Source organism: Shewanella decolorationis S12, from assembly GCF_000485795.1.
GTDB classification, from domain to species: Bacteria; Pseudomonadota; Gammaproteobacteria; order Enterobacterales; family Shewanellaceae; genus Shewanella; species Shewanella decolorationis.
The window spans coordinates 23,455-46,959 of sequence record NZ_AXZL01000060.1; the positions used below are offsets into that span (position 1 = coordinate 23,455).

Here is a 23,505-nt window from a genome sequence, read left to right on the forward strand (position 1 = left end):
CGTGTTCTCCAACTATCGGGCTCACTCAGAATCAATTATGATTAGGCAAGCGCTCTCACTATTAAGGGTCAAAGTGTTATATCTTAAAGGGCTAAAGAAAAGCCATAAAATCAGTAGACTGCTCCAAATCGCCATCGCCTTGACCTTGATGGTCGGCTTAGTGCAATTGTGGCAGACAAGCCTACTACAAGGTCAGCTGCTTCTAAAGTCCCAAACGCAAAAGATGGCCAGATTACTGGTGCAACAAACGGCCTACAGCGCGGCGCCCGCCCTACAATTGCAAAACGATGAACAGCTCCAATGGCTGGCTAGCGCATTAGTCGAAGATCCTAAGGTGATTTCGGCGGCCATTTTCAGCGACCAAGGTATACGCTTAGCCTTCGCCCAAAGTATTACCAAGGAAACCTTAGACCCCGAATCCGAAGACATGAGTTTGCTCCTGAGTAAATATCCGCCCTATGTCGAACCCGTGATCCAAGATGGAAAGAATTTAGGCTATGTCGAGGTTAGGCTCGATACCAAACTATTTTTTAATGAAATCAAAGAAGCGCATAACCTGAATATGGAGCAGCAGCAAATGATGCTTCTGGTTGCTGGCCTTATCGGCATGTTGTTATCACGCGCCTTGTCCTTTAAGCGCGCCGATTTTGACCGCCGTCGCACCCGCGCCAAATTGCGTAAAAACCCTAAGAAGAATAAAGCTATAAAAGCAACCGAGGAACCGACTGCCACGGGTAATCAAGATACGCAGCAAGATGCTTTTATCGCAAGTGACACTGGGACCGCTCAAAAGCCGATAGAAGCTAAGAAGGCCAAAGAAAGCAAAGAAGCAACAGACCTTGACACTCAGCCCTTGGAGAAATCGGCAGCAGGTAAAGCGCCAAATGAAGACATCAATGAAGCCATTGCCGAACCTAAAGCAAGGAAAACCAAAACAAACGCAGAAACAAAAGCTGTGCTTGCGCCAGAAAGAGTTGCATCAGAGAAAGCGCTTGATACGGAACCGGAGCTTAAACCAGAGAAAGATACTAAGGACAAGTCATCATCTGAGTCTACGTCTCTGTCGCAGTCTAAAGTGGATACCAAGGAACATGCGACCCAAGCGACAGCTTCAACAACTGAGCCGCAAAGCTCAACGCCCGCACCAAATAAACCTAAGGTAAAATCGGTACGCCGCGTGAAAACCAATTCGGCGAAATCCAACACAGAGAAAACCCTAACTCAACCGAGCGATTTAGATACCGATTCTACGGGTTAATTGAGACGTATCAGCCCAAACTGAAGCGTCTTGGGGTCAGAGACAATAGAAAAGGGTTCGCAGTGCGAACCCTTTTCTTATGACGAGATTAGCGACAGATTACAGCGTAATTGCTGCGTCTAATGTCATCACGATCATATCGTTGAACGTGGTTTGACGCTCTTCAGAAGTGGTTTTTTCACCAGTACGGATATGGTCAGATACAGTTACCACACACAGTGCACGGGCACCGAATTCATGGGCAACACCGTATAAACCAGCGGCTTCCATTTCTACGCCTAACACGCCCATTTTTTCCATCACGTCAAACATTTGTGGATCAGGAGTGTAGAACAGATCGGCAGAGAAAACGTTACCAACACGGATCTTAGTGCCTTTCACTTTGGCAGACTCGATCACGGCATTCATCAGCTCGTAGTTCGCGATAGCAGCGAAATCTTGGCCTTTGAAACGTAAACGGTTAACTTGCGAATCGGTACAAGCACCCATGCCGATGATCACATCGCGCACTTTAACGTCAGTGCTGATCGCGCCACAAGTACCCACGCGGATCAGGTTCTTAACGCCGTAGTCTTTAATTAATTCAGTTGCATAGATTGAGCATGAAGGAATACCCATGCCTGAACCCATAACAGAAATACGTTTACCTTTGTAAGTACCGGTAAAACCTAGCATGTTTCGAACGTCAGTCACTTGCTCAACATTTTCTAAGAATGTTTCAGCAATATATTTTGCACGTAATGGATCGCCTGGAAACAAAACTGTCTCAGCGAATGCGCCCTCTACAGCATTAATGTGTGGTGTTGCCATCGAAATAACCCCTGTTTATTTTATTAAGACTTAAGTCTTTGTTTACTGGCGGCCCAATGCTGGCCGCCAAATCGAGATCTTGCACGTTTACTTAGATAAACGACTCACCGTATTCCATCGGCTCAAGCTTGAAGTAGCTTGCGATAGATTGGCCGATATCGGCGAAGCTGTTGCGGCGACCGAGTGAACCGGCTTTCAGTCCTGCGCCATAGGCCAATACAGGCACATATTCACGGGTATGGTCAGTACCTTGCCATGTTGGGTCGCAACCATGGTCGGCGGTGAGGATTAACAGATCGTCCTCATCCAGCAGCGCGAGCATTTCAGGTAAACGCGAGTCGAAATACTCCAGCCCTTTCGCATAACCTGCCACATCACGGCGATGACCATAGTGGGAGTCAAAATCAACAAAGTTAGTGAATACGATAGTATTTTCACCCGCTGATTTCACTTCGGCTAACGTCGCATCAAATAGCGCTTCTAAACCGTTTGCCTTCACCTTTTTGGTGATGCCACAGTAAGCGTAAATATCGGCAATCTTGCCCACACTCACCACTTCACCACCAGCGGCTTTTAACTTATCTAATACTGTCTTCGCTGGCGGCTCGAGGGAGTAATCCTTACGGTTACCTGTACGAGCAAAGTCGCTTGGGCCTGTACCATCGAATGGACGCGCAATCACGCGGCCAATGTTGTAAGGCTCTAACTCTTCACGGGCGATTTCGCAAAGACGATATAAGTTTTCTAAACCAAATGTGCCTTCATGGCAGGCAATCTGGAATACCGAATCCGCCGAGGTGTAAAAAATCGGCTTGCCAGAACGCATATGCTCTTCGCCTAATTCTTCCAGAATCGTAGTGCCAGAAGCATGGCAGTTACCTAAAAAGCCATCGAGTCCCGCACGGGCTAAAATCTTATCTGTCAGTTCTTTAGGGAACGAGTTTTGGTGCTCGCTGAAATAGCCCCAGTCGAATAATACGGGTACTCCCGCCATTTCCCAGTGACCGCTCGGGGTATCTTTACCCGAACTTAATTCCTGAGCGTGGCCATAGGCACCAATCAGCTCAACATTGTCCGCAAAGCCTGGTGCAAATGCCCCGGTACTCTCCATCGCCGCATGTGCTAACCCTAAACGGGCCAAGTTTGGCAGCATTAATGGACCTTCACGGCCAATATCGGCTTTACCTTCGGCACACGCTTTAGCGATATGGCCAAAAGTGTCAGCACCTAGATCCCCAAACTTGGCGGCGTCACCTGCTGCGCCCACGCCAAAGGAATCCAACATCATTATAACTGTACGTTTCATAATTCTTCCTTAAAGATCCGAAGCTCGAATATAAGCATAGATCTCAGGTGTTTTTTCTGGAGCGACTTCATCGATATGAATCGCTTTTTTCACCGCTTCTTCCGCCTGAGCAAAGGCATCTTCGGATTGCGCGTGGATAACAGCAATCGGCGTTGAAGCATCAATCTTATCGCCAAGGGCACAGACTTGCGTCAAACCGACACTGTAGTCGAGTGCATCACCAGGTTTGCGACGACCACCACCTAAGGTAACCACGGCCAAACCAAGTTCGCGGGTGTCCATGCTGTGAGCATAACCTTGGGTATCAGCAAAGACAGGGCGAATAATTTGCGATTGCGGTAAGTACTTACTGTAGTTTTCGACAAAATCGACAGGGCCACCAAGGCCTGAAACCATCTTGCCAAAGATCTCGGCAGCGCGGCCGTTATCTAATACGCGGTTTAACTTGGCACGGGCATCCGCTTCATCAGTAGCTAGGCCACCAAGGAGTAACATCTCGGCGCAAAGGCCCATAGTAACAGCGTATAGACGAGGATTACGGTAAGCACCGGTTAAGAAGTCGATGGCTTCTTTCACTTCAACCGCATTACCCGCACATGAGGCTAATACTTGGTTCATGTCGGTGAGTAAGGCCGTCGTTTTAGTGCCGGCGCCATTGGATACCGCAGCAATACTGCGAGCAAGCTCTTCAGAGGCTTCGTACGTTGGCATAAATGCGCCGCTACCGACTTTAACGTCCATCGCCAATGCATCGAGACTACAAGCTAATTTCTTAGAGAGAATAGAGGCGGTAATGAGGGAGATGGATTCGACGGTCGCAGTGTTGTCACGGATGGAGTAGAAACGTTTATCGGCGGGAACCAGATCGCCAGTTTGGCCGATAATCGCCACACCAACGTCTTTAACCACTTTGCGGAACAATTCACTCGAAGGTTCGGTTTGATAACCAGGAATAGCGTCGAACTTATCGAGCGTGCCGCCTGTGTGTCCGAGTCCGCGACCCGAAATCATCGGTACATAACCACCGCAGGCAGCAGCCATAGGGCCGAGCATCAGACTAATCACATCACCGACACCACCAGTACTGTGCTTATCGATGACAGGGCCATTAAGCCCAAGTGATTGCCAATTGAGTACAGTGCCAGAATCACGCATTGCTGTGGTCAAAGCGATTCTTTCATCCATATTCATGTCATTAAAATACACAGCCATGCCCAATGCGGCGATCTGACCTTCCGACACTGCATTGGTGGTTATACCCTTAACGAAGAACTGGATCTCTTCGGTACTCAAGGCTAAACCATTGCGTTTCTTACGTATAATTTCTTGAGCTAGAAACATGATACTGCCTCCAAGCTAAATACTAATACAACATATCGGTTATTTAGCTTTGCAATGAAACATCAAAACTGTAGCAATATTACAATTACATGCTATCGAAGTTTTGATGTTTCCAACTAGATTTAGGTCACACTTAATTAGTTTCGATATACGATTTTAGTATTAATCGAGATGCAATGTTCGATTAATAGCCTTGAGTCGGCTTAGGCGCATCGGCTAATTCTAATGTGTGTAACAAGCTGTTGAGTAAGCTTGAAGCACCAAATCTAAAGGTACGTGGAGAGACCCAATCAGCACCAAGAATACGCTCAGCCACACCTAAAAACTCTGCAGCTTGAGCAGCATCACGTACGCCACCAGCAGGCTTAAAGCCCACTTTGGTGTTCTTTTCACTGATCACAGTTAGCATGATTTCAGCCGCTTCAAGTGTCGCGTTGACTGGCACTTTACCGGTAGAAGTCTTGATAAAATCTGCGCCCGCATCGATAGACAGTTCAGAAGCGCGGCGAATAAGCGCAGGATCGGCTAATACACCAGATTCAATAATCACTTTCAGTAATACTTCACCACAAGCTTCTTTACAGGCTTTGACTAACTCATAGCCGACTGTTTCGTTACCTTCCATCAGCGCGCGGTAAGGGAATACCACGTCGACTTCATCGGCACCATAGGCAACGGCGGCACGGGTTTCTAATACCGCGATAGCGATATCGTCGTTACCGTGTGGGAAGTTAGTTACTGTCGCGATTTGAATGTCTTCGGCGCCCAGCTCATCGAGGGTCTTACGTGCGATAGGAATGAAGCGAGGATAGATACAGATGGCAGCAGTATTACCCGCTGGCGTTACCGCTTTGTGACACAGGTCGATCACCTTCTGATCAGTATCGTCATCGTTTAAGGTGGTTAAATCCATAAGTTCGATGGCGCGTTGTGCTGCTTTTTTTAAATCAGTCATAATAGCTCTCCAAAAGAAAAAACAAATAAACAGAAATCAGTCGCTTATAAGCAACGCTTAGAGGTGGCATTATTTTGATTATTTTTATATGGCCGGGCCTTCAGGCGATGCCGAGTAATTTGTGTAGGGCAAATTACATTTTTATTAGGTATTCAATCTTGCCTATACATAACTAGGCATCCTGACACTTAAATTGACTATAAGTGATCACGACTTGAATCCTTGAAGACCGGAAGAGAGGATACGAATAATGTCTTGTTCCTACTTTTCCGCGAAAAATCCGTTTTAGCGCGAGAAAAACACAAACCTTTATATAAACGCACTGCTCGAATTATAAATGGGTTTAGATAAAGATTCATGACACATAAAAGATGGAGCCGCCATCGCGGCTCCAACGGCTCTTACAAGAAATTAGAACTTGTAAGTAGCTGACAGGTAGTGTGACCAACCTGTTGATTCTAGAGCCAGTGCACCAGCACCGTCTTCTAACAGGTAAACGTCTTTGAAGCCTTTCAGGCCATAGCCCAGAGCGTAACGATCTGAGTGCCAGTATAGACCGAAGAAGATGTTACCACCGTTAGAGGTTTTTGGTACGAAAGCAGTCTTGTCTTCGTCAGCACCGAATTGATAATCGATGTAACCTTGGAATGACAGGAAGCTCTTGTTGTCGAAGAAGTAAAAAGGCTTGAACCAGTTAGCAGAGAATTGGTAACCGTTCCATTCTTTCGCGTTCATGTCGTAGTAACCGTACAGGTTCATACCTGTTTTGCCTAACCAAGGCACGTTTACGTCAGCACCAACACCCCAGAAAGTAGAGTTAACGCCTTCACCGTTCAGACCGTCCCAGTTGAACAGAGTAGAGAAGTAAACTTCTTGTACTGGGCCGAAAGATAAATCTTTACCGGTTAATGCATCGATAGAAACACGTGGAGCAAATTTCATGAACAGTTTGCTAGTGCCAGAACCTGGGTTCTTGTCACCGTTGCTGCTTGATTGGTTTGCTAAGTTAAATACGTCAACATAACCGTAGAGGTCGAATACACCAGAACGGCCGCCGAACTCCATTTCTAAGTAGTTGTGTTGGTCGCCAGTAGCTGGGTTATCAGGCTTTTCGCCGATAGAGTACATAGCGTTGAACTGCATCCACTTGTAGTCAGAACCGTGAAGGTCTGTACGGTCTGCAGCAAATGCGTTACCAGAGATTGCAGCTACTGCTGTAGCGGCTAAAGCTAAAGTTTTAACGTTTTTCATCATCAACCCCATTATTTTGGTTGCTACCGTCTTGGGTAGCGTTCTTTTTGTGGCGCTCGCATTTTACCTCGATTAAAAAAAATCTCAATAATCTGGCGTAAAATCACGAACACAAAATTCTTAATTGTGAACAAAGTCGCGACTTACTATTTACGACTAATTAACTTAACCGTACATCACGACAGTTTAGGCAGCATTACAGCTATAGTTTAACCGTCATCTACCTTAGACAATCGGAGAAACTACTCACTTCAGGAATCACTATTGGAAAATGGTTGAATTAACTTAGGCCCTGCCCTGCATGGTCAAGGCCCAGTTAGTGGGGAGAGACTCCCCAACGTTTCTGCACTTAGATAGCTAAGAACAGACCCGCAATTGTTGCACTCATTAAGTTAGCTAAAGAACCGGCGATAACCGCACGAACACCCATTTTAGCTAAATCGTGACGACGGTTAGGAGCCATAGCACCTAAACCACCCAGCAGAATCGCAATTGATGACAAGTTAGCGAAACCACACAGAGCAAACGAAACAATCGCTTTGGTTCTGTCAGTCATAGCTAAACCAGTTTCAGCGACAACCATACCGCCATCAGCGATGTCTTTTAAGTATGGAGCAAAGTTCAGGTAAGCTACGAATTCGTTAACAACGATCTTCTGACCGATGAAAGAACCAGCAACCAGCGCTTCGTTCCAAGGTACACCGATTAAGAAAGCTAAAGGCATGAAGATGTAACCAAGGATCAGTTCCAGTGTTAAACCTTCAACACCAAACCAACCACCTACACCACCGATGATGCCGTTGATCATTGCGATCAAACCAACGAAGGCTAACAGCATTGCACCTACGTTTAACGCTAAGTGCATACCAGATGAAGCACCCGCAGCAGCAGCGTCTAATACGTTAGCTGGCTTATCAGGATCTTCTGGTAATTCATCCATGTCGTTTTTAGCCACTTCAGTCTCTGGGTGCATCAGTTTAGCCATTAATAGACCACCTGGTGCCGCCATGAATGACGCAGCAACTAAGTACTCAATAGGCACGCCCATTTGTGCGTAACCAGCCAGTACTGAACCTGCGATAGAAGCTAAACCACCCACCATGATCGCAAACAGTTCTGATTGAGTCATTGTAGGAATGAATGGACGAACCACTAACGGCGCTTCAGTTTGACCAACGAAGATGTTAGCTGTCGCAGACATAGATTCAGTACGGCTTGTGCCTAATGCTTTTTGCAGACCACCACCGATGATACGGATGATCCACTGCATTACGCCCAAGTAGTACAGAACGGCGATTAAAGAAGAGAAGAACACGATAACTGGCAACACGTTTACCGCGAAGATAAAGCCAAGTTTGAAGTTAGCTAAATCACCGAACAGGAAGCCGATACCGTTTTGTGCATAACCGATAACGCTTGAAACAGCGTCAGATACACCTTTCAGGATATCTTTACCCACAGGAACGTACAGTACAAAACCACCGAAGGCAGCCTGGATGGCTAATGCACCACCCACAGTACGCAAGTTAATTGCTTTTTTGTTATTCGATAGGAGGAAACCTATCGCAAGTAGGACGACCACCCCTACTAAGCTCATCAATATATTCATTAACCATCACCCTATTGTTAACACTTTTTAATTATGTTGTTAATCAACCTATTTCCGAGTCAGATTATACCCGAGAGAAAGTCGAAAATCGTCGTTTTGATCAAAATTTTGGAGTTTAATTTCAACCGCTTAGCGCAAAATGCTATTGCGACCTACACCTGTTTAACCAAAAACAACTAAAGGTCAAACAGTTGCATTGCATTCGACACCAAGTGTTCTGATATTAGAACACTAGATTTTTTTTGCAAAGTTGCAATTTTGTCTATAAAAAGTACAGCATTAGCGGGTTGATTCCGTTTTTCTGTAACATTTAGTGGAGTCATGGCTGGAGAATCAGTCTCAAGTAGGAAACTTTCTAAGGGCAATTCACTGACAGTTTTGAGCAGTTTTTTCGCATTAGGATTCATCACTAAACCACCAATGCCAAGTTTAAAACCTAGCTTAGTGTATTCGAGTGCAATATCAGGACTGCCAGAAAAGGCGTGTATTACGCCCGCTTTTGGGAGTTTATGGCGCTTTAAATGGAACAATACTTCTTGATGTGCTTTGACGGCATGGACGATAACAGGCAAATTTTGCTCATAAGCAAGCGCCAACTGAGCGTCAAAAAATGCTAACTGGTTGCTCCAATTGTCAGCATAAAGTTTGTCTAACCCACACTCACCAATGGCAACAAAACGGGGACATTCTCGTAACTGAGCAACCTGTAATGTTAATTCTGTGATGGCCTTATCAACATCTTCCGGGCAAAACCAAGGATGGATCCCTAAGGCAAAATAACACTGGTATTGCTCAGCAATGGCCAATTGTTTAGTCCAGTGTTGTGGTGATACTCCTGGGATAATCAGATTATCGATGCCCGCATGATGCATACGCTGTATGACTTGATCGCGCTCACTATCAAACTCGACAAAATCGAGGTGCGCGTGGGTATCTAACATCATCAATCCATTACTCCGATTTTGTCTCTCCATGGGATGTAGCAGCCTTTTCTTGGCAATTCGGCTTATTGCGGGCTAATGGCGGGTCCTCCAATCGAGGCATACAACAGCGGCGATTCTCTGGCGTCAGCCCCATCTTGTCGCACCAACGGATATAAGCCTGCCACGCACGAGTTATCCAACTTATCATCAGTCACCCCTCAAATTTTAGATACAAAAAAGGCGGTGAATCACCGCCTTTTACCCTAGAGTCACTTACCTGTTAGTGTTCGCGTGTTTTAGCGAACTCGATATCAGGGTATCTTTCCATTGAAAGATTTAAGTTAACCATAGTTGGCGCAATATAAGTTAAGTTATCGCCACCATCGAGTGCCAAGTTTTGGCTACATTTGCGGCGGAACTCTTCTAGCTTACGCTCATCTTTACAATAAACCCAGCGTGCAGTTGAAACGCTAATACCTTCGTAAATCGCTTCAACGTTGTACTCGCTCTTTAAGCGGCCAACAACCACTTCAAACTGCAGTACACCTACAGCACCAACGATTAAATCGTTCGAGTCTAATGGACGGAACACCTGCACAGCGCCTTCTTCAGACAACTGCACTAAGCCCTTAAGCAATTGTTTTTGCTTGAGCGGATCGCGCAGACGAATACGGCGGAACATTTCAGGTGCAAAGTTTGGCACACCGGTAAAGCGGAACTTTTCACCTTGGGTGAAAGTATCGCCGATACGAATGGTCCCATGGTTATGTAAACCAATAATATCACCAGGATACGCCACTTCGGCGCGCTCACGGTCACCCGCCATAAAAGTCAAGGCATCGCTGACGTTAACATCTTTTCCGATGCGAACGTGGTGCATCTTCATACCTTGCTCATAGCGACCCGAGCAAACACGCATAAAGGCGACACGGTCACGGTGCTTAGGATCCATGTTGGCTTGGATTTTGAACACAAAACCGGTGAATTTTTCTTCGTCAGGCATGATCATCCGCACATCGCTTTCACGAGGTAGCGGCTTTGGTGCCCACTCCACAATACCATCGAGGATATGGTCAACACCGAAGTTACCCAAAGCGGTACCGAAGAAGACGGGCGTAAGCTCACCCTTTAAGAAGGCTTGGTGATCAAATTCGTTCGATGCACCGCGAACCAGTTCCATTTCATCACGTAAATCAGCAGCATAACTACCAATCGCTTTATCCAGCTCAGGGTTATCGATGCCTTCAATCACGCGGCGCTCTTGGATAGTGTGCCCCATACCGCTTTGGTACAGCACCACTTCATCACGCAGAATATGGTAAACACCCTTAAACTCTTTACCACTACCAATCGGCCAAGTGATAGGCGCACAGGCGATATTGAGTACATCCTCAACTTCATCCATCAGTTCGATGGGATCGCGAATATCACGGTCGAGTTTGTTCATAAAGGTGACGATAGGCGTATCACGCAGACGCGTTACTTCCATCAATTTGATGGTACGGTCTTCAACCCCCTTTGCCGAGTCGATAACCATCAGGCAAGAGTCAACCGCCGTTAAGGTGCGGTAAGTATCTTCCGAGAAGTCTTCGTGGCCGGGAGTGTCGAGTAGGTTAACGAGCGCACCGCCATATGGGAACTGCATGACAGACGTAGTAATCGAAATACCACGGTCTTTTTCCATTTCCATCCAGTCAGACTTAGCGTGCTGACCCGATTTTTTGCCCTTAACGGTACCCGCTTTCTGCAGCGCGTTTCCGAATAACAGCACTTTTTCGGTAATGGTGGTTTTACCCGCGTCGGGGTGCGAAATGATAGCAAAGGTCCTTCGCTTATTGATTTCATTGAGAAAATCTTGGTTTGCCATGTATAAATTCTTTTAGTTTGTACACGGATTTGTACACACTTTTGGAAGTACTCTCTTTTCAGTTCTTCGCTTGTCAAATCCGTCGTGTTAATCGTAATTGGTCGCTATTTTCGCTGATCTTGACTTTATAAACAATCAATGGTTATCTAATCGGTTACCATTTACTCTCAGCGTGCGCCAATGCTCAGTTGTAGCTGTTTGCAATCGTTGCTTCTTCAGCTCATGAACAACTGTGGCTAAACCACAAATTCCTTCGCTACCAAAAATCGATGATAGCTTGTTTAACAACGCCAATAATTGAGCAATTGCCGTTGATCGGTATTGCTGGATATTGTGGATTGAGAGGCTTCAAATATTTTTGCTCACCATCCAAGACTAATTGTTTAAAGGTTGCTTCTCTTGAATCATCAAGCCGCGCTACAACCAATGAACCAGATGAGTAAGGAGCATCAGGATCTACAACTATAACAGCACCTTCTGGTATTGATTTTTTGCCGCTTGGATTTTCCATACTGTCGCCTTTTACGCGAAGCGCGAAACAACCTTCATGTGCTTTCCCAGTGACTTCACGCCACTCCTCTGCATCTTCAAAGGCAAATCCCTCCGCTATTTCAGTCCAATCCCCAGCCTGAACCCAATTAATAAGAGGAATACTCCCTTTAATGTCAGGCCCTACTTCTACATTACCGACCCCCAAGCCAATCTCGCCATCACCTGTGGCGAGCCAATGAGCATTCACGCGAAGCGCCTCCGCGATCTGCATGGTGTAACGAGACCTAGCCGATTTACCAGAGCAAATCTGGCTGATCGACTGCTGTTTGATACCAATGCGACGAGCCAACTCAGACTGAGTCACCCCAGTAAGCTGCAAGGCATGGTTTAGTCGTTCGGATAAAGTTTTCATAAGCCCGTATTCTACAAATAAAACTGTAGCCTTTCAACAATTTTAACTGTTGACTTACCTACAGTTTAAACTGTAACATTCAATCTTGTAACAGTTATTATTGTAACAGGAGACGGTATGGAAGTGTTCAACACGACACAAAAACATCTCCGCCGTGCCATTGACTTGGTCGGCGGGCAATCAGCATTAGCACGAGCCATCAACTCAAAACAGCAAAACGTCTGGTTTTGGTTGAATAAATCAGGGCGTGTTCCCGCTGAATTCGTTTTACCCATCGAACAAGCTACGCAAGGACAGGTAACCCGATCTCAGTTAAGACCGGACATCTACCCCGAATGCCCAAGCGAGCTGAAAGCCAGTAACCAGTAGGATTAAGGGCAAGTAATGGTCAGCATTTTACGTAAACACAAAAGCGAGTACCTCCATGCGTGATTATGGCAAGGTCTATACCCGCTTTTGGCTAAAGCAAAATGTTTTGTCCTGGAGTGACTCAGCGAAGTTGCTAGGACTGTATTTGCTTACATGCCCGCATTGTAATTTGCTTGGCTGCTTTCGACTGCCGATTGGTTACGTTGCTTCTGACTTGAACTGGGATGAGCAACAGGTTGCCAAGGCGTTAAGTGAGTTAGAACAAGATCAGTTCCTGATTCGTTGCGAGGAATCTGGTTGGACTTTGATTCGAAGCTTTCTGAAGCACAACCCAATCGAAAACCCAAACCAAGGTAAGGCAGCCTTTCGGTTGCTTAAAGATGTACCTGCCGACTTCGTTGGTATGGCATCGCTTTTGAAATCTCTTGCCGCTTTTCAAGCTCGGCTTCCAGAAGAATTTTCATCATTGTTTATGCCTGATGGCAACCCGGTAAGGGACTCTCAACGGTCGGATGACTCTGAGAGAAGCAATAAACCAACAGTTAAAACTGTTGATCACATACAGTTTGAAGACTTCTGGGATGTACAAATACGCAAAGAAAAAAAAGCGAAAGCCAAAGAAGAATGGCTGCGCATGGGCCTCAATGAAGATCATGAACTCGCCTTGGAAGTCCTAACACGCTGGAAAGAGCAACGAGACAACCGGTTGCAGTATCAAGATCGAACTAAGACCCCTATGCCACATAACTGGCTTTTAAACCGGCAATGGGAAGACGAGTACGTTCGCATTGATGAAGTACAGCAATCATCGACGAGCCTAAAGGTCAGCAATCACCAATTGAATATTGAAGAAAGCAATCGCCGCATTGCTGAAAGCTGGGCCGGACCAGGTATTCGGGAGGTTCGTTCAAGTGCAGGAGGTTGATAAACGCGAATTTGCTGATGTTTGGGGAGCCGCTTGGGCCATGTATGGCAAAAGCGTATCACCGCAATTGCTATCCATCGCATTTGAAGCCCTTCGTGCTTACAGCATTGAAGAGGTACGAATCGGTCTGACTCGGCATATTCAATCCCCGGATACTGGGCAATTTTTTCCAAAGCCCGCTGACGTCATCAAGCATATCGACGGCAACTCTGGCTCAAGAGCCATGGTTGCTTGGAACAAAGTTGACAAGGCTGTTCGTCAGGTTGGTGCTTGGACATCCGTGATGTTTGACGATGCACTTATCCACCGCGTGATTTCAGACATGGGGGGATGGGTTGAACTCTGCAAAGTTGATGACAGGGAATACCCCTTTAAGCAAAAAGAGTTTTTAACACGCTACCAGGCTTACTTGCTGCGGGACGAAGTGGGTGAATACCCAAGGCTATTACAGGGTATTGCAGACCATCAGAACCAGCAAAAAGGATTTGATATGCAAGCGCCTGTTGCCGTGGGTGACTGGTCAAAAGCGGCACAAGTTTATACGAGAGGCATCGCCGACTTTAGCGCAGTGCCTTTAAAAAGAATAAGCCCGAAAGCCATTCAAGCGCTTCTCGGAAATGAATTAGAGGACAAAAATGAAAACGATTAAAGCAAAAACCATTGCCCTAGTGATAGCCATGTCTGCAAGCACTTCAGTCTATGCGTTTCCGGGCTATCAGTGGGAAAAAGCAGCACAAAGCGTTGGTATTGATCCAGTCATGCTCTACGCCGTTGCCTTGGCTGAGTCGGCCTCACATCGTGGTCTCAACATGACCAGTCCATGGCCATACGCAATTCGCAATGGTTCAAATGCAACCTACGCCAAATCTAAGACAGAAGCAGAGCAACTGTTAAGCCAGGCACTGCAAGAGACTGAAAAATATCAGCTCGATATTGGCCTTATGCAAATCAATTTGCATTGGCATGGGCATCGGGTGAGCTCAGCAGCGGAACTGCTAGACCCCATCACCAACCTTACGGTCGGCTCAAGTATTTTGGCCGAAGCAATCAAGTCTTCACCAAATGATTTAGAGCTTGGCATAGGCCGCTATCACAGTTGGAACGAAGAGCGTGCACGCTGGTATGGGCAAAGAGTGCTTTCTATTTATCGCAATATTTTACATGAACTGGAGGTCCGTCAATGACAACCAATCAACAAGACTTCTATCAATTAAATTTGGCGTACCTACACGCAGCACGAGAATTAGCGCGAATTGATCCGCAAGAGGCGGTCTTGCGCTTTGGACTTACACGCGACGTGGTTGATGCTCTGATTAATGCTGGTGTTGACGACCTGCAACGAGTGGCGACCTCATCATTCATGCTGTTTCAACCAAGGGGTAACCAAAGCCAACTGATTGAGATGGTGAAGAGCAAAGGCACAGGTATCCCAAGAATCGCTTATTTATTATCAACCCTAAACAACAAGGGGGATGCATGATTGATAACCTGTCCAAAAGTGAGCTGTTTACCCGAGCCTCGCTGCTTATTAAATACGGATTTAGAACAACCATTATCGCGCTCGATACAGGTTTGCCAATCCACATTATCAGAAGGCTCCACAAAGAAGTGACTGGCAAGTCACCTTGTCCTGGTCAATTGCCAGAATCTGATGCCATCGTTAAAAGCAGAAGAGCATTAGTTGAAGGCTCTCTGCTGATGGCGCTTTATGTCAATATTGGTGGTGATAATGTCTACAAGCAATTAAATATCGATGCTTTGATGAAGGCTTACGATGCGTACTTGGTTGCAAGAGAAGAAGCAGATCTTCCAGCTGAGATCCCCTGGAAAAAACTGACCATCAATGAAGGTTGGGTTCTAGCTCGTGATTTAAGATCACAGCTTGCATCCTTACACCGGTGTCGATGCGGTAGTCTGTATTTGACGGTATCTCAACAGCGCATTCAGCTTAAATGCCCTGTGTGCGAGATTATGGCCGAGCAAACCACTAGAGCACTTTTTGAGAACTAACATGCTGATGCATGATTTGATTGTGCACCTCCCGTGCACTTTGAGAGTACTAAGAAGATGACAAACTTACTTAAATCTTTACCAGCACGCTGCTGGTTTATATCACTGGGGCTTTTTCTGGCGACTTTGGCTGCGGCTCATTTTTTTCCATCAGAAATATTAACGGCATCTGCCAAGTTAGCGGCTCTGCCATTTCTGTTCTGCACCGTCGTTTTTTTCAGCTACTTGGGATTCAAAGCGACCTGCAACCCCATCGGCCTTATAGCCATCACCACTATGTTTTTAGCAATCGCATATTGGCAAACTAGTTGGACAATTGTTGGTTTGGGACTCTCTTTCTTAGCTATTTGTACTGGAATTAGATTCTTGAGTAGCCAAGTTAAAGATTCGGGTAGAACTTTGAGCATTGAAGAAAAATGGTATTGGTATAAGCTCCATTCGTTTTTTGATGGCTTTTATCCAAGGTATCCCAAAAAGCCAAAAAAATAGCCAGCCAACCACAAGCTGGCTACCTTCTATTTTCAGTTCCTTCCTGATGCCTGGTTATAAGCCCTAATATCGATCAAGTTGTTCTGAGCATAATCTCCCGCAAGCGATGCATTTGAGATCACCGCTATCTGCTTATCCACAAATGCTTTATCTTCTTCGGACACACTGTCAGGAATGTAAGCGCCACTCTCATCCTTTTGACGATACTCATTTAGCATTTGCTCCCTTAGACCTAGCATTTCAGGCGACCAACTCGATGAGTCTTCAGAGTTGAATACGCGTCCCGCCAAACCTTCATTGAAAGCTTGAGCGAACACTTGACTTTGAATCGGGGTCAATCCCATTCTCTGCCCTTCGCTGTATGCTTCCTGTTTGAAATCATCGGCATACTGTTCTAAGAACTCACCATATCGATTGTTAACTGCCGCACCAAATGCCCCCGCCAACATGGCTTCAGACTTAGTGCCCCAGTTTACTTCGGAGGCATACTGCGAACTCGATCCACTGTATGCATCATTAAACGCCGTCAATGGATTTTCCAAAGAGGTTCCGGCATCAACGGCGGCTTTTAACCCATCCCAGGTTGATTTGCTGGCCACCGTTGCGTTGTGCAAGAAACCTCGTGAGCCAGGATCTTCAAGCGCTTGTTCTTTGTAACTCTCATAGTCTTCGCCAAAGTGATTCAAGGTATGCAGAGCTGCATCAGTATGCTTGCCACTGAAATCACCAATAGCACTGGCGCTGTTGAAGAACATTTCAGCACCAGAAACTCCGCTATCATCAGCCATAATGCGTGATCGCCACTGAGATCCAGCTTCACTGTTTAGTCCAGATTGATAGGTACTTGTGTCAGTAGCTACGGCCTGCTGAGCTTGCTGCTGATGCGCATTCAACTGTCCATCTATACCAGACAGATTGGTTTGGTAAGCCGATTGAGCTGCGTTGAACTGAGTTTGAACTGTTGCTGCATCCTCGTAGCCGCCCAATACACCCGATTCAACTTGGCTTTGAGTACCACCAAAAGTAGGTGCAGTTGATGACAAGCCTTCATTTGAGCGCGGCTGAATTGATCGTAAATCGGCTCCGGTAGCCATGGCCATAACCGTCATTGCAGCTTGATAATCATTGTCGCGTTCAGCGGGCGTTGAAGAGTTGCTATAGGTTAAAGACTCCATAGCTGCCGCTACATACGCCTGATTATCATCAGGTAGCAAGCGCTGATACATTGGAAGGTTTTCACGTAAACGGTTACCTGCTTCAACATGCTGGTTCATATAGCGACCTAAATAATCCATGACTTCAGGATTGTCCGCCGCTAATCGGGTTAACGTCGCACCATCAGTATTTCTTTGTCCTGATAGACTGTAGCTGGCCTGATCAAGCTCACTAAAGCGATTTGATGCCGTGACAACGTCTTGTGCTGAACTCTGAAGTGACTGATAGTCTTGGTTAGACAACGACATTTCAACGCCAGAACGTCTTGAATCTGAAAGGTCCTTAACCATCGCATCGCGATACTCAGCACGTCGTGAATCACTTGATGCCAAGCTTTGCATCTCCCCAGTGAGCGTATTTGCGGTCGTAGATCGAGAACTGCCTTCTGACGACTCAACTTGGCCACTAAAGTTACCACCTAAATCCAGCCCTGCTCGTACCCTTGATAGTTTTGGTACACGAGATGAGTCTGGCTTATCGACTCCTGGCAAGTTGCCCTGTGGAGAATCATTGCCGCCAGTACCAAGAAGCCTTCCAAGAAAGCCCTTATCAGCAACTTCTTTCTCACCGGGATTAGTAATGGTTCCATCGCCACCGACCCTTAGGCCTCCCGATAGCACGCCCGATACCAAGCCACGTACAGCATCTTTTTTATCGTCTCCAAAACCATACCGAGTTTGCAGGTCATCAGTAACCTGATTAACAACGGCGCTAGATGCGGAGTTAGAAGAACCAATCTGACGTCCAACCGAAGAAAGGTTGTCGTAACTTAGCTTTTCACCAAAGGTTCGACTCATGGTATTGCCAACCTGACGGCTAAAGGCTTGAGTTGCCTGAGTCATGGATTCTTTTGCAGAGCCGACCATTGAACCCACTGCGTTTCCGACAGAGAAACTGCTTAGTAGGTTTGACGCGCCGGTCATAGCAGAACCAGTGAGGGCTGAATTTTGGAACATTGACTGTGATTGCATTACCGGGGCATTTTTCGCGACATCTGGACTTGCCAGCTTTTCATCAATGGCATCACCGTTTTGTAGACGCCCAGCCAAGTGGGTAGCGGTTATTGCTGAGCCATAAACGAGCATGAGCGAAATCGCCGGAACACTCGACGCCAACATGCCGCCAGTAGCTATCCAGGTTTGCAGCACTGAATCCATCTGCATCATCCCAGCAAAAGATGGCACTTCTGTACCTGCAAAGGCATCAAGAGCAGACATTTTCCCTGCAACGGTTAAATGAATATACAGGTTAATGATGGCCATGACAGGCATCCAAAGTTGAATCCAAAGCAGGATTAACAAGTACTTCCCAGCCATTCGCATCCCGATTTGGCCAAGGGCTATCACAAAGGCCATCAATGGGGTGATGGCGTAAATGAACCCCTCAAAAAACGTCATCATCGGACGAACGATACTCTGGAACAGGGTCTGCTCCGCCGCCCATTGCGTATTACGCTGCTCAATCGCTTGGTTAACCATAACGGCTGCGGTGAAAGCTTGATCATCCATATACTTGCCCGTCACGCTTTGCTCATAAATAGGCAAAAGCACTGACGCGGTCATATACTCTTGGGTGTTAACCGAAGCCAAACCAAGGTTATTCAGTGCATTTCGGATCACGTCATCAGTGTCCGTTGCTGACGAAGTCCCCAATGAGGCTGACAGAACCTGTTTAAGCCTTGGAATGAAGGTTGATTCTGTCATGAGTTTCAGTTGGCTATAGGCATCGGTGCAGTCCAGATCGCTACTGCTACCACTGAGCATGATGCGCGTGCCATAAATGCGCGAATCAAACCTAATCGCTGTCATCGGGTTAGGATCACTCAGCACCTGATCTAGGTTCTTTTGGCCGATGTCGATGCCAATCAAGGTGCACTCTTTGATGTAGTTAAACCATGATTGCTCGATGTCTGAGCCGCCGACACGATTTGCATCACCCAACCCAGAGCGATCCATCACCTGTTTTCTCACTTTAATCAGTGACTGCAAACTGGATGCAAAGCCGTATTCCGTCATCGCGGGAGTTGAGAACGCCGTTTCAAACAATCGCGTGATTTGAAAGCCAACAGTCGAAATCGTACTGCCTGCGGCAGCAACACCGATGGGCACATTATCAACCACTCGAACTTGCCCTGTATACGCATCCTCAATGCTCACTCGGGTACTGGGTCCAAACATGGTTGCAAAGACTAGCCATGAGACTAAAACGTGCTGAAAGTTAATCCCACGACCGCCTTGCATTAAGGCCTGAACAGAGACCATCAATACCCCAATGAGCAAGCCAATGCGAACCATTGAAGTAAAGTCGCCTGTACCAGTAATCATCGCGACAGCGTTCAAGACCTGCTCTAAAAATGCCGAATCCCCGATGGAATAGATCTCCCACATGACCTATTCCCCCAGTGCCGTAGATTTAACGGTGTAATAACGCTGCTTGCGAATGGTCTGAATCACCTGGTTAAAATGCGCCAGCAATTCTTGCTCTGAGCCGTATCTTCGCTGCAACGCAGCGTACTCCTCATTGATTTGGCGACGTGCACGTTCAAGGTCTTCCGTTAATAACTTCGCATAGGCATGATCTTCCACACCGGAGGTACTTCTAGCTGCATTGAGCATGTCTTCAACCAATGCTCGGGCCATCTCAACAGCAATAAATGGCGCCGCTCTTGAAGCAAACGACCTAGCAGTCCCTTCATTTAATGCAGAAAGTGTTCGAATCATGCCGCCAATGCTTGCAGGAGCCGAGGTCATAAAAGCCTTTTCGGTGGTGCTAGCAGCCCCTGTATTTCGAGCAAACTTAAAAATAATACCGTTACTGGAACCTGTACCAAGAAGTAAATTTTCTACCTGGGTTGATAACCCGGTTAGGGTCAAGTTAGTGATTGTCGGATTCAGACAGCCGTCTTGTGTTACTGTGTCACATCGGTACATAGCGACGTTACCGCCATGAATTAGATGCTCAATAGTCACTTTATTGCCATTCAGTCTGGTCAGCTTTGGGGCTTTACCTTGGCCATCAGCCGCATTCGCTAAATCACCAACGATGATCGAACCCGTCACCGACATAACCGCTTCAAGAAAACGGTCATCCCCCGATGCAAACCAGCTTGATGCCGAATGACGTTTCAGTGCTCGCCAAACCAAATTACCTTTAATTGTTCTGTTTACATCAGATGCCGCGACACTTGAAGCGTTCTCATAAGGGTTCTTACCATTGGACTCACTCCAACTGGTAAAAATGTCTCCAGCCCCTTTAAGTGAGCTCAACATGCTGGCCTCTGTTTGCCCCTTCTTACCAAAGGCGGCTAGGGTATCGTTCACGACTCCCTGAGCCATTTGACAGGAATTGCCAAAATATTCGTTCAACTGCTGTATTTTCTTTTGCAGAGTCTCCATGTGCTGGGAACATTTCTCACACATAGCACTGAGCGCCAATTGGAATGCGTATCCCTTGGCATTTGCCGCTACAGAGCGAAGTAATTGAACAAACTGATCTGCATTAACAAATGACAAACTTCCGGCGAACATATCAATGCCGCCACAACCTGCTTGGAATGACGGAGGCACCATTGAGACGAGGTTCTCGTTCATGATCCTGTTACGGACAACAACGCTTCCACCAGATATAACGCCACGCCGCTGACTCTCGAATACACCAGGCGCAGTGGTGTTGGTCATTGAACCAAACAACTGGTTCATCTCCTGTTGCAAGCTTGCTTGGCTCATAGATGAAAAACCAATCGCACAGGCGATTAGCGATACTTGGAATACTTTTTTCATTGTTATAACCCTCCTTGTGCACGCAGATAGCGAACAAGGAACTCAGGGTCCTGTAATATTTTCTCGTTAAGCTCTTGAGCTGACATCGCGAGTGACACGCCGGGCTGAACAGGTCTGGTGGCATAGTAAGTTTGATCGTCAATCCAACCGGCTTGATGGGCTGCGAGAATAATTCGATTATTGAGCTCATCAAGGCTCATTGCGCCTTGGCCAATCGGAGTAATGACGTTAGGCGGGTCAACTAAGAACACGGCAGGGACAGTCGTAACGGACAAGGATTGTGCTTGTCCTGAATCGACTTTGTAATTGGGAAACTCTCCACCGGGTAAAGGCAAGCCATCGACAGCAATAGCAAACACCTCGAACCCATAGTTCAAGGCCATAGATTCGATGATAGGCGCTTGAGCATGGCAATAAGGGCAATCTGAACGATAGAAAAAGAACAATCCAGCCCGTTTTGCTACCTCACCTAAAGCAACATCCCGTTGAGCGCCAGCTTCTCGATCCATCCGATTGGCAGCATAGGTCGCCAAGGGTCTGCGACTGATTTCATCCAAAACAGGATCGCCCATGACCACCTGCTGACTAACATCAGCAAACTGTGAGCCCTTATCCATCATGACGCGCTGGAGATACAGATAGGCTCTGACGTTCTCATTCGTCGGCTCATCAATTGCCTTGTCCATGAACGACTGCATGTGCTCACGAAACCATGCAGCACTGAAGGGCTTTAGCCCGCTCTGACTCGACTCTGCCGCACCAGATTCCGGCTTAATAAGCTCTTCAGCCTCCGCTGGCTCAGGAATGACCTGATACCAAAACCAGCCTTCCTGACCACGCTGATAGAATTGCCCATCACTAGCATGGGCGGGCAAGATGAAAAGAAAGAAAATAATGATTGGGATGGTCACCCATAGGATGAACCAAGGTAACAAAGGCGTTCTCATTGTCAGCTCCAGAACATTTCATAGAGCTAACATGCTAAAGATCCCCGCTAGAGCAATTGGCCAGATAGATGAAGGAATTGTGAGTGTTTCTGACTAGCTGTTGTGACTAGTAACAACAGCTAACGTTAATGAACAAAAGATATGATTTTACGCTTTGAGCGAAAGGCTAAGCCTCAGCATAGCCATCACTTTTATCTCAAAGATTAAGAGATAAGCTTTTGAGCAACAGTTTTTAGTTTAAGTTTTAAGTCGTCAGAAATAATTGGAAGCGCTACACCGTCATCGCCAACAGCTACTGCTGGCCCATAATCATCATAATCTTCACCAGTGTCAGCATTGATTGCCCTGTAACAATCTTTGGTTACGTCGATATCATCCTGTAGACCAACGTAATACCAAAACCACTTTTCAGTTTCACTAATCGTAGCTTCGATTATTTCAATCAACCCTTCGCGTGACGGAGCAACAATCATTTCAGCTTTTAGCCAATCAAGATAAAAACTAATTGGGATTACTGGCTCATCTTCGTCATGACAATGCAAAGCATATCCAATAGCCTCAATCACAACATAAGGATCATCATAAAAATAGCCACTCCAGCAGTGGCTATGGCCGTCACCACATTGATCATAGATTGGTTTCAACGATGAAGGAATTGGAAATACCGCATCATTACTGTTTTCAAATTTCTTTAATACCAGCGTTAAAAGCTCTCGATAAGGGACGATTTTCTGGTATTGCTCAGCAACGTCAGACTGAATTACATTAAGCGAATGACCAGCTAGTTTTTTGTTATACCAGAACTCGCCACTTCTGTTATCCGGATTGTCTTCATATTCAGCCAATAATGTCGCAGCTACAACAAGACCAACCAATATCGCTTCTGAGTCATTTGCATCTATGAATGAGGTTAAAACACCTAGCATTCGTGTTTCACCTAATGCTTTTTCAAAAGAAGCCTCAGCATAAAATGCATAAACATCATCTAAAGAGATAATGTTAAATTGCTCCCAAGCTTGCTGGATTCGCTGGCATACTTGAAGCGTAACACCTGCATCAAAATCCAAAGCTTGCAAGCGCTCAAAGCACTGTCTATTTGCGATCTCAAGGTTTTCAACTCTATATTCAGAGGCAACTTGAAATGCCGCGTAGCTTTTAAAGCCGCAAAATGCTGCGAACGCTTCGTATAAATGGCTTTTCTTTATTGATGGAATTGCTGTTTTTAACTCAGAATGAGCCGTAAAAATGATGGGTTTTAAACTTTTCATATACATATCCATATGCTTGAGACAGTTATTAACCGTTATCAATCATTGCTACACACGATTACAACATGATCTCTCAAGCCATGTATGTATAATTAAAATTTAAGTAAATATTGGGTTCTCTATACGCCTTTTCAGGTCAATTTGCTGTTTTTCACTCGTGTGCAAGTGTGGCTAGCGCCACTAAAAAATATATAGGATTTTTGAAATTCAGGCAACCATCACAAAGAAAAACTGAAAACGTATGGATCGTGCAGTTCAAAAAAGGAAAAGATGAATCGA

Annotated in this window: 22 protein-coding genes; 8 read left to right on the top strand and 14 right to left on the bottom strand. The window is 46.1% G+C overall.

All coding sequences use genetic code 11. The features are described 5' to 3' along the window. Nucleotides 1-73 precede the first annotated feature (73 nt). Entirely contained in the window at nt 74-1,258 is a 1,185-nt protein-coding gene (locus SHD_RS08010; RefSeq protein ID WP_084294860.1) for an AhpA/YtjB family protein, read from the top strand. Nucleotides 1,259-1,357: 99 nt separating this feature from the next. On the opposite strand, the gene deoD is transcribed toward SHD_RS08010, so the two are convergent. From deoD to SHD_RS08060, 10 genes are all read right to left on the bottom strand, one after another. Further along, nucleotides 1,358-2,068, bottom strand: coding sequence for a purine-nucleoside phosphorylase (deoD, locus tag SHD_RS08015; RefSeq protein ID WP_011071449.1), 711 nt, complete (start codon nt 2,066-2,068; stop codon nt 1,358-1,360). Between the two features lie 91 nt (nt 2,069-2,159). Beyond that, nucleotides 2,160-3,374, bottom strand: coding sequence for a phosphopentomutase (locus SHD_RS08020; RefSeq protein WP_039977863.1), 1,215 nt, complete (start codon nt 3,372-3,374; stop codon nt 2,160-2,162). A 9-nt stretch (nt 3,375-3,383) separates the two neighbouring features. Continuing rightward, complete coding sequence (deoA, locus tag SHD_RS08025; RefSeq protein ID WP_023266652.1) at nt 3,384-4,715, bottom strand: thymidine phosphorylase; 1,332 nt, start codon at nt 4,713-4,715, stop codon at nt 3,384-3,386. Between the two features lie 184 nt (nt 4,716-4,899). Beyond that, nucleotides 4,900-5,670: a deoxyribose-phosphate aldolase gene (gene deoC / locus SHD_RS08030; protein ID WP_011625501.1), complete on the bottom strand. Its 771-nt coding sequence runs from the start codon at nt 5,668-5,670 to the stop codon at nt 4,900-4,902. 411 nt (nt 5,671-6,081) lie between these two features. Continuing rightward, nucleotides 6,082-6,921: a nucleoside-specific channel-forming Tsx family protein gene (locus SHD_RS08035; protein ID WP_039977866.1), complete on the bottom strand. Its 840-nt coding sequence runs from the start codon at nt 6,919-6,921 to the stop codon at nt 6,082-6,084. Between the two features lie 349 nt (nt 6,922-7,270). Continuing rightward, on the bottom strand, nt 7,271-8,530 hold the full coding sequence (locus SHD_RS08040; protein ID WP_023266654.1) for a NupC/NupG family nucleoside CNT transporter: 1,260 nt from the start codon (nt 8,528-8,530) through the stop codon (nt 7,271-7,273). Between the two features lie 176 nt (nt 8,531-8,706). Beyond that, nucleotides 8,707-9,471 (bottom strand): TatD family hydrolase, encoded by a 765-nt coding sequence (locus SHD_RS08045; RefSeq protein ID WP_023266655.1) that lies wholly within the window; start codon nt 9,469-9,471, stop codon nt 8,707-8,709. A 10-nt stretch (nt 9,472-9,481) separates the two neighbouring features. After that, nucleotides 9,482-9,664 (bottom strand): hypothetical protein, encoded by a 183-nt coding sequence (locus tag SHD_RS08050; protein ID WP_327221380.1) that lies wholly within the window; start codon nt 9,662-9,664, stop codon nt 9,482-9,484. Nucleotides 9,665-9,733: 69 nt separating this feature from the next. Then, nucleotides 9,734-11,320, bottom strand: coding sequence for a peptide chain release factor 3 (prfC, locus tag SHD_RS08055; RefSeq protein WP_023266656.1), 1,587 nt, complete (start codon nt 11,318-11,320; stop codon nt 9,734-9,736). Nucleotides 11,321-11,576: 256 nt separating this feature from the next. Further along, the gene (locus SHD_RS08060) at nt 11,577-12,224 is read right to left on the bottom strand and encodes a LexA family protein (protein WP_015066602.1); all 648 of its coding nucleotides are present in this window, start codon (nt 12,222-12,224) and stop codon (nt 11,577-11,579) included. A gap of 117 nt (nt 12,225-12,341) precedes the next feature. Here SHD_RS08060 and SHD_RS08065 point away from each other — a divergent pair, with 117 nt between their 5' ends. From SHD_RS08065 to eexS, 7 genes are read left to right on the top strand one after another with little or no spacing between them, the layout of a single operon-like run. Continuing rightward, a complete protein-coding gene (locus SHD_RS08065; protein WP_000451746.1) occupies nt 12,342-12,593 on the top strand; it encodes a helix-turn-helix domain-containing protein in 252 nt (83 codons plus the stop codon). Nucleotides 12,594-12,648: 55 nt separating this feature from the next. Beyond that, complete coding sequence (locus SHD_RS08070; RefSeq protein ID WP_023266657.1) at nt 12,649-13,518, top strand: hypothetical protein; 870 nt, start codon at nt 12,649-12,651, stop codon at nt 13,516-13,518. Beyond that, a complete protein-coding gene (locus SHD_RS08075; RefSeq protein WP_023266658.1) occupies nt 13,505-14,167 on the top strand; it encodes a DUF6475 domain-containing protein in 663 nt (220 codons plus the stop codon). The genes SHD_RS08070 and SHD_RS08075 overlap by 14 nt, the downstream gene beginning before the upstream one ends. After that, a complete protein-coding gene (locus SHD_RS08080) occupies nt 14,154-14,702 on the top strand; it encodes a lytic transglycosylase domain-containing protein (protein ID WP_023266659.1) in 549 nt (182 codons plus the stop codon). Before SHD_RS08075 ends, SHD_RS08080 begins: the two co-directional genes overlap by 14 nt. Then, complete coding sequence (locus SHD_RS08085; RefSeq protein WP_000210563.1) at nt 14,699-14,998, top strand: flagellar transcriptional regulator FlhD; 300 nt, start codon at nt 14,699-14,701, stop codon at nt 14,996-14,998. The genes SHD_RS08080 and SHD_RS08085 overlap by 4 nt, the downstream gene beginning before the upstream one ends. After that, nucleotides 14,995-15,528: a FlhC family transcriptional regulator gene (locus SHD_RS08090; RefSeq protein ID WP_000566753.1), complete on the top strand. Its 534-nt coding sequence runs from the start codon at nt 14,995-14,997 to the stop codon at nt 15,526-15,528. The genes SHD_RS08085 and SHD_RS08090 overlap by 4 nt, the downstream gene beginning before the upstream one ends. A 57-nt stretch (nt 15,529-15,585) precedes the next feature. Continuing rightward, nucleotides 15,586-16,017: an entry exclusion protein EexS gene (gene eexS, locus SHD_RS21580; RefSeq protein WP_023266660.1), complete on the top strand. Its 432-nt coding sequence runs from the start codon at nt 15,586-15,588 to the stop codon at nt 16,015-16,017. A gap of 32 nt (nt 16,018-16,049) precedes the next feature. Here the strand turns inward: eexS and SHD_RS08100 are convergent, their stop codons facing one another. The 4 genes from SHD_RS08100 to SHD_RS08115 form a co-directional block, all read right to left on the bottom strand. Further along, nucleotides 16,050-19,619: a conjugal transfer protein TraG N-terminal domain-containing protein gene (locus SHD_RS08100; RefSeq protein WP_023266661.1), complete on the bottom strand. Its 3,570-nt coding sequence runs from the start codon at nt 19,617-19,619 to the stop codon at nt 16,050-16,052. 3 nt (nt 19,620-19,622) lie between these two features. Next, a complete protein-coding gene (locus SHD_RS08105; protein ID WP_023266662.1) occupies nt 19,623-21,011 on the bottom strand; it encodes a conjugal transfer protein TraH in 1,389 nt (462 codons plus the stop codon). Nucleotides 21,012-21,013: 2 nt separating this feature from the next. Further along, nucleotides 21,014-21,958: a thioredoxin family protein gene (locus tag SHD_RS08110; protein ID WP_023266663.1), complete on the bottom strand. Its 945-nt coding sequence runs from the start codon at nt 21,956-21,958 to the stop codon at nt 21,014-21,016. A gap of 203 nt (nt 21,959-22,161) precedes the next feature. Continuing rightward, nucleotides 22,162-23,226 (bottom strand): hypothetical protein, encoded by a 1,065-nt coding sequence (locus SHD_RS08115; RefSeq protein ID WP_039977871.1) that lies wholly within the window; start codon nt 23,224-23,226, stop codon nt 22,162-22,164. Nucleotides 23,227-23,505: the final 279 nt, after the last annotated feature.

Bases quoted from the DNA above. Each gene is read 5' to 3' on its own strand.
- SHD_RS08115 (WP_039977871.1), bottom strand. From the start codon at position 23,226: ATGAAAAGTTTAAAACCCATCATTTTTACGGCTCATTCTGAGTTAAAA.
- SHD_RS08105 (WP_023266662.1), bottom strand. From the start codon at position 21,011: ATGAAAAAAGTATTCCAAGTATCGCTAATCGCCTGTGCGATTGGTTTT.
- SHD_RS08035 (WP_039977866.1), bottom strand. From the start codon at position 6,921: ATGAAAAACGTTAAAACTTTAGCTTTAGCCGCTACAGCAGTAGCTGCA.
- SHD_RS08045 (WP_023266655.1), bottom strand. From the start codon at position 9,471: ATGTTAGATACCCACGCGCACCTCGATTTTGTCGAGTTTGATAGTGAG.
- SHD_RS08080 (WP_023266659.1), top strand. From the start codon at position 14,154: ATGAAAACGATTAAAGCAAAAACCATTGCCCTAGTGATAGCCATGTCT.
- SHD_RS08060 (WP_015066602.1), bottom strand. From the start codon at position 12,224: ATGAAAACTTTATCCGAACGACTAAACCATGCCTTGCAGCTTACTGGG.
- deoC (WP_011625501.1), bottom strand. From the start codon at position 5,670: ATGACTGATTTAAAAAAAGCAGCACAACGCGCCATCGAACTTATGGAT.
- SHD_RS08110 (WP_023266663.1), bottom strand. From the start codon at position 21,958: ATGAGAACGCCTTTGTTACCTTGGTTCATCCTATGGGTGACCATCCCA.
- eexS (WP_023266660.1), top strand. From the start codon at position 15,586: ATGACAAACTTACTTAAATCTTTACCAGCACGCTGCTGGTTTATATCA.
- SHD_RS08085 (WP_000210563.1), top strand. From the start codon at position 14,699: ATGACAACCAATCAACAAGACTTCTATCAATTAAATTTGGCGTACCTA.
- SHD_RS08040 (WP_023266654.1), bottom strand. From the start codon at position 8,530: ATGAATATATTGATGAGCTTAGTAGGGGTGGTCGTCCTACTTGCGATA.
- SHD_RS08100 (WP_023266661.1), bottom strand. From the start codon at position 19,619: ATGTGGGAGATCTATTCCATCGGGGATTCGGCATTTTTAGAGCAGGTC.
- prfC (WP_023266656.1), bottom strand. From the start codon at position 11,320: ATGGCAAACCAAGATTTTCTCAATGAAATCAATAAGCGAAGGACCTTT.
- SHD_RS08020 (WP_039977863.1), bottom strand. From the start codon at position 3,374: ATGAAACGTACAGTTATAATGATGTTGGATTCCTTTGGCGTGGGCGCA.
- SHD_RS08065 (WP_000451746.1), top strand. From the start codon at position 12,342: ATGGAAGTGTTCAACACGACACAAAAACATCTCCGCCGTGCCATTGAC.
- deoD (WP_011071449.1), bottom strand. From the start codon at position 2,068: ATGGCAACACCACACATTAATGCTGTAGAGGGCGCATTCGCTGAGACA.
- deoA (WP_023266652.1), bottom strand. From the start codon at position 4,715: ATGTTTCTAGCTCAAGAAATTATACGTAAGAAACGCAATGGTTTAGCC.
- SHD_RS08090 (WP_000566753.1), top strand. From the start codon at position 14,995: ATGATTGATAACCTGTCCAAAAGTGAGCTGTTTACCCGAGCCTCGCTG.
- SHD_RS08070 (WP_023266657.1), top strand. From the start codon at position 12,649: ATGCGTGATTATGGCAAGGTCTATACCCGCTTTTGGCTAAAGCAAAAT.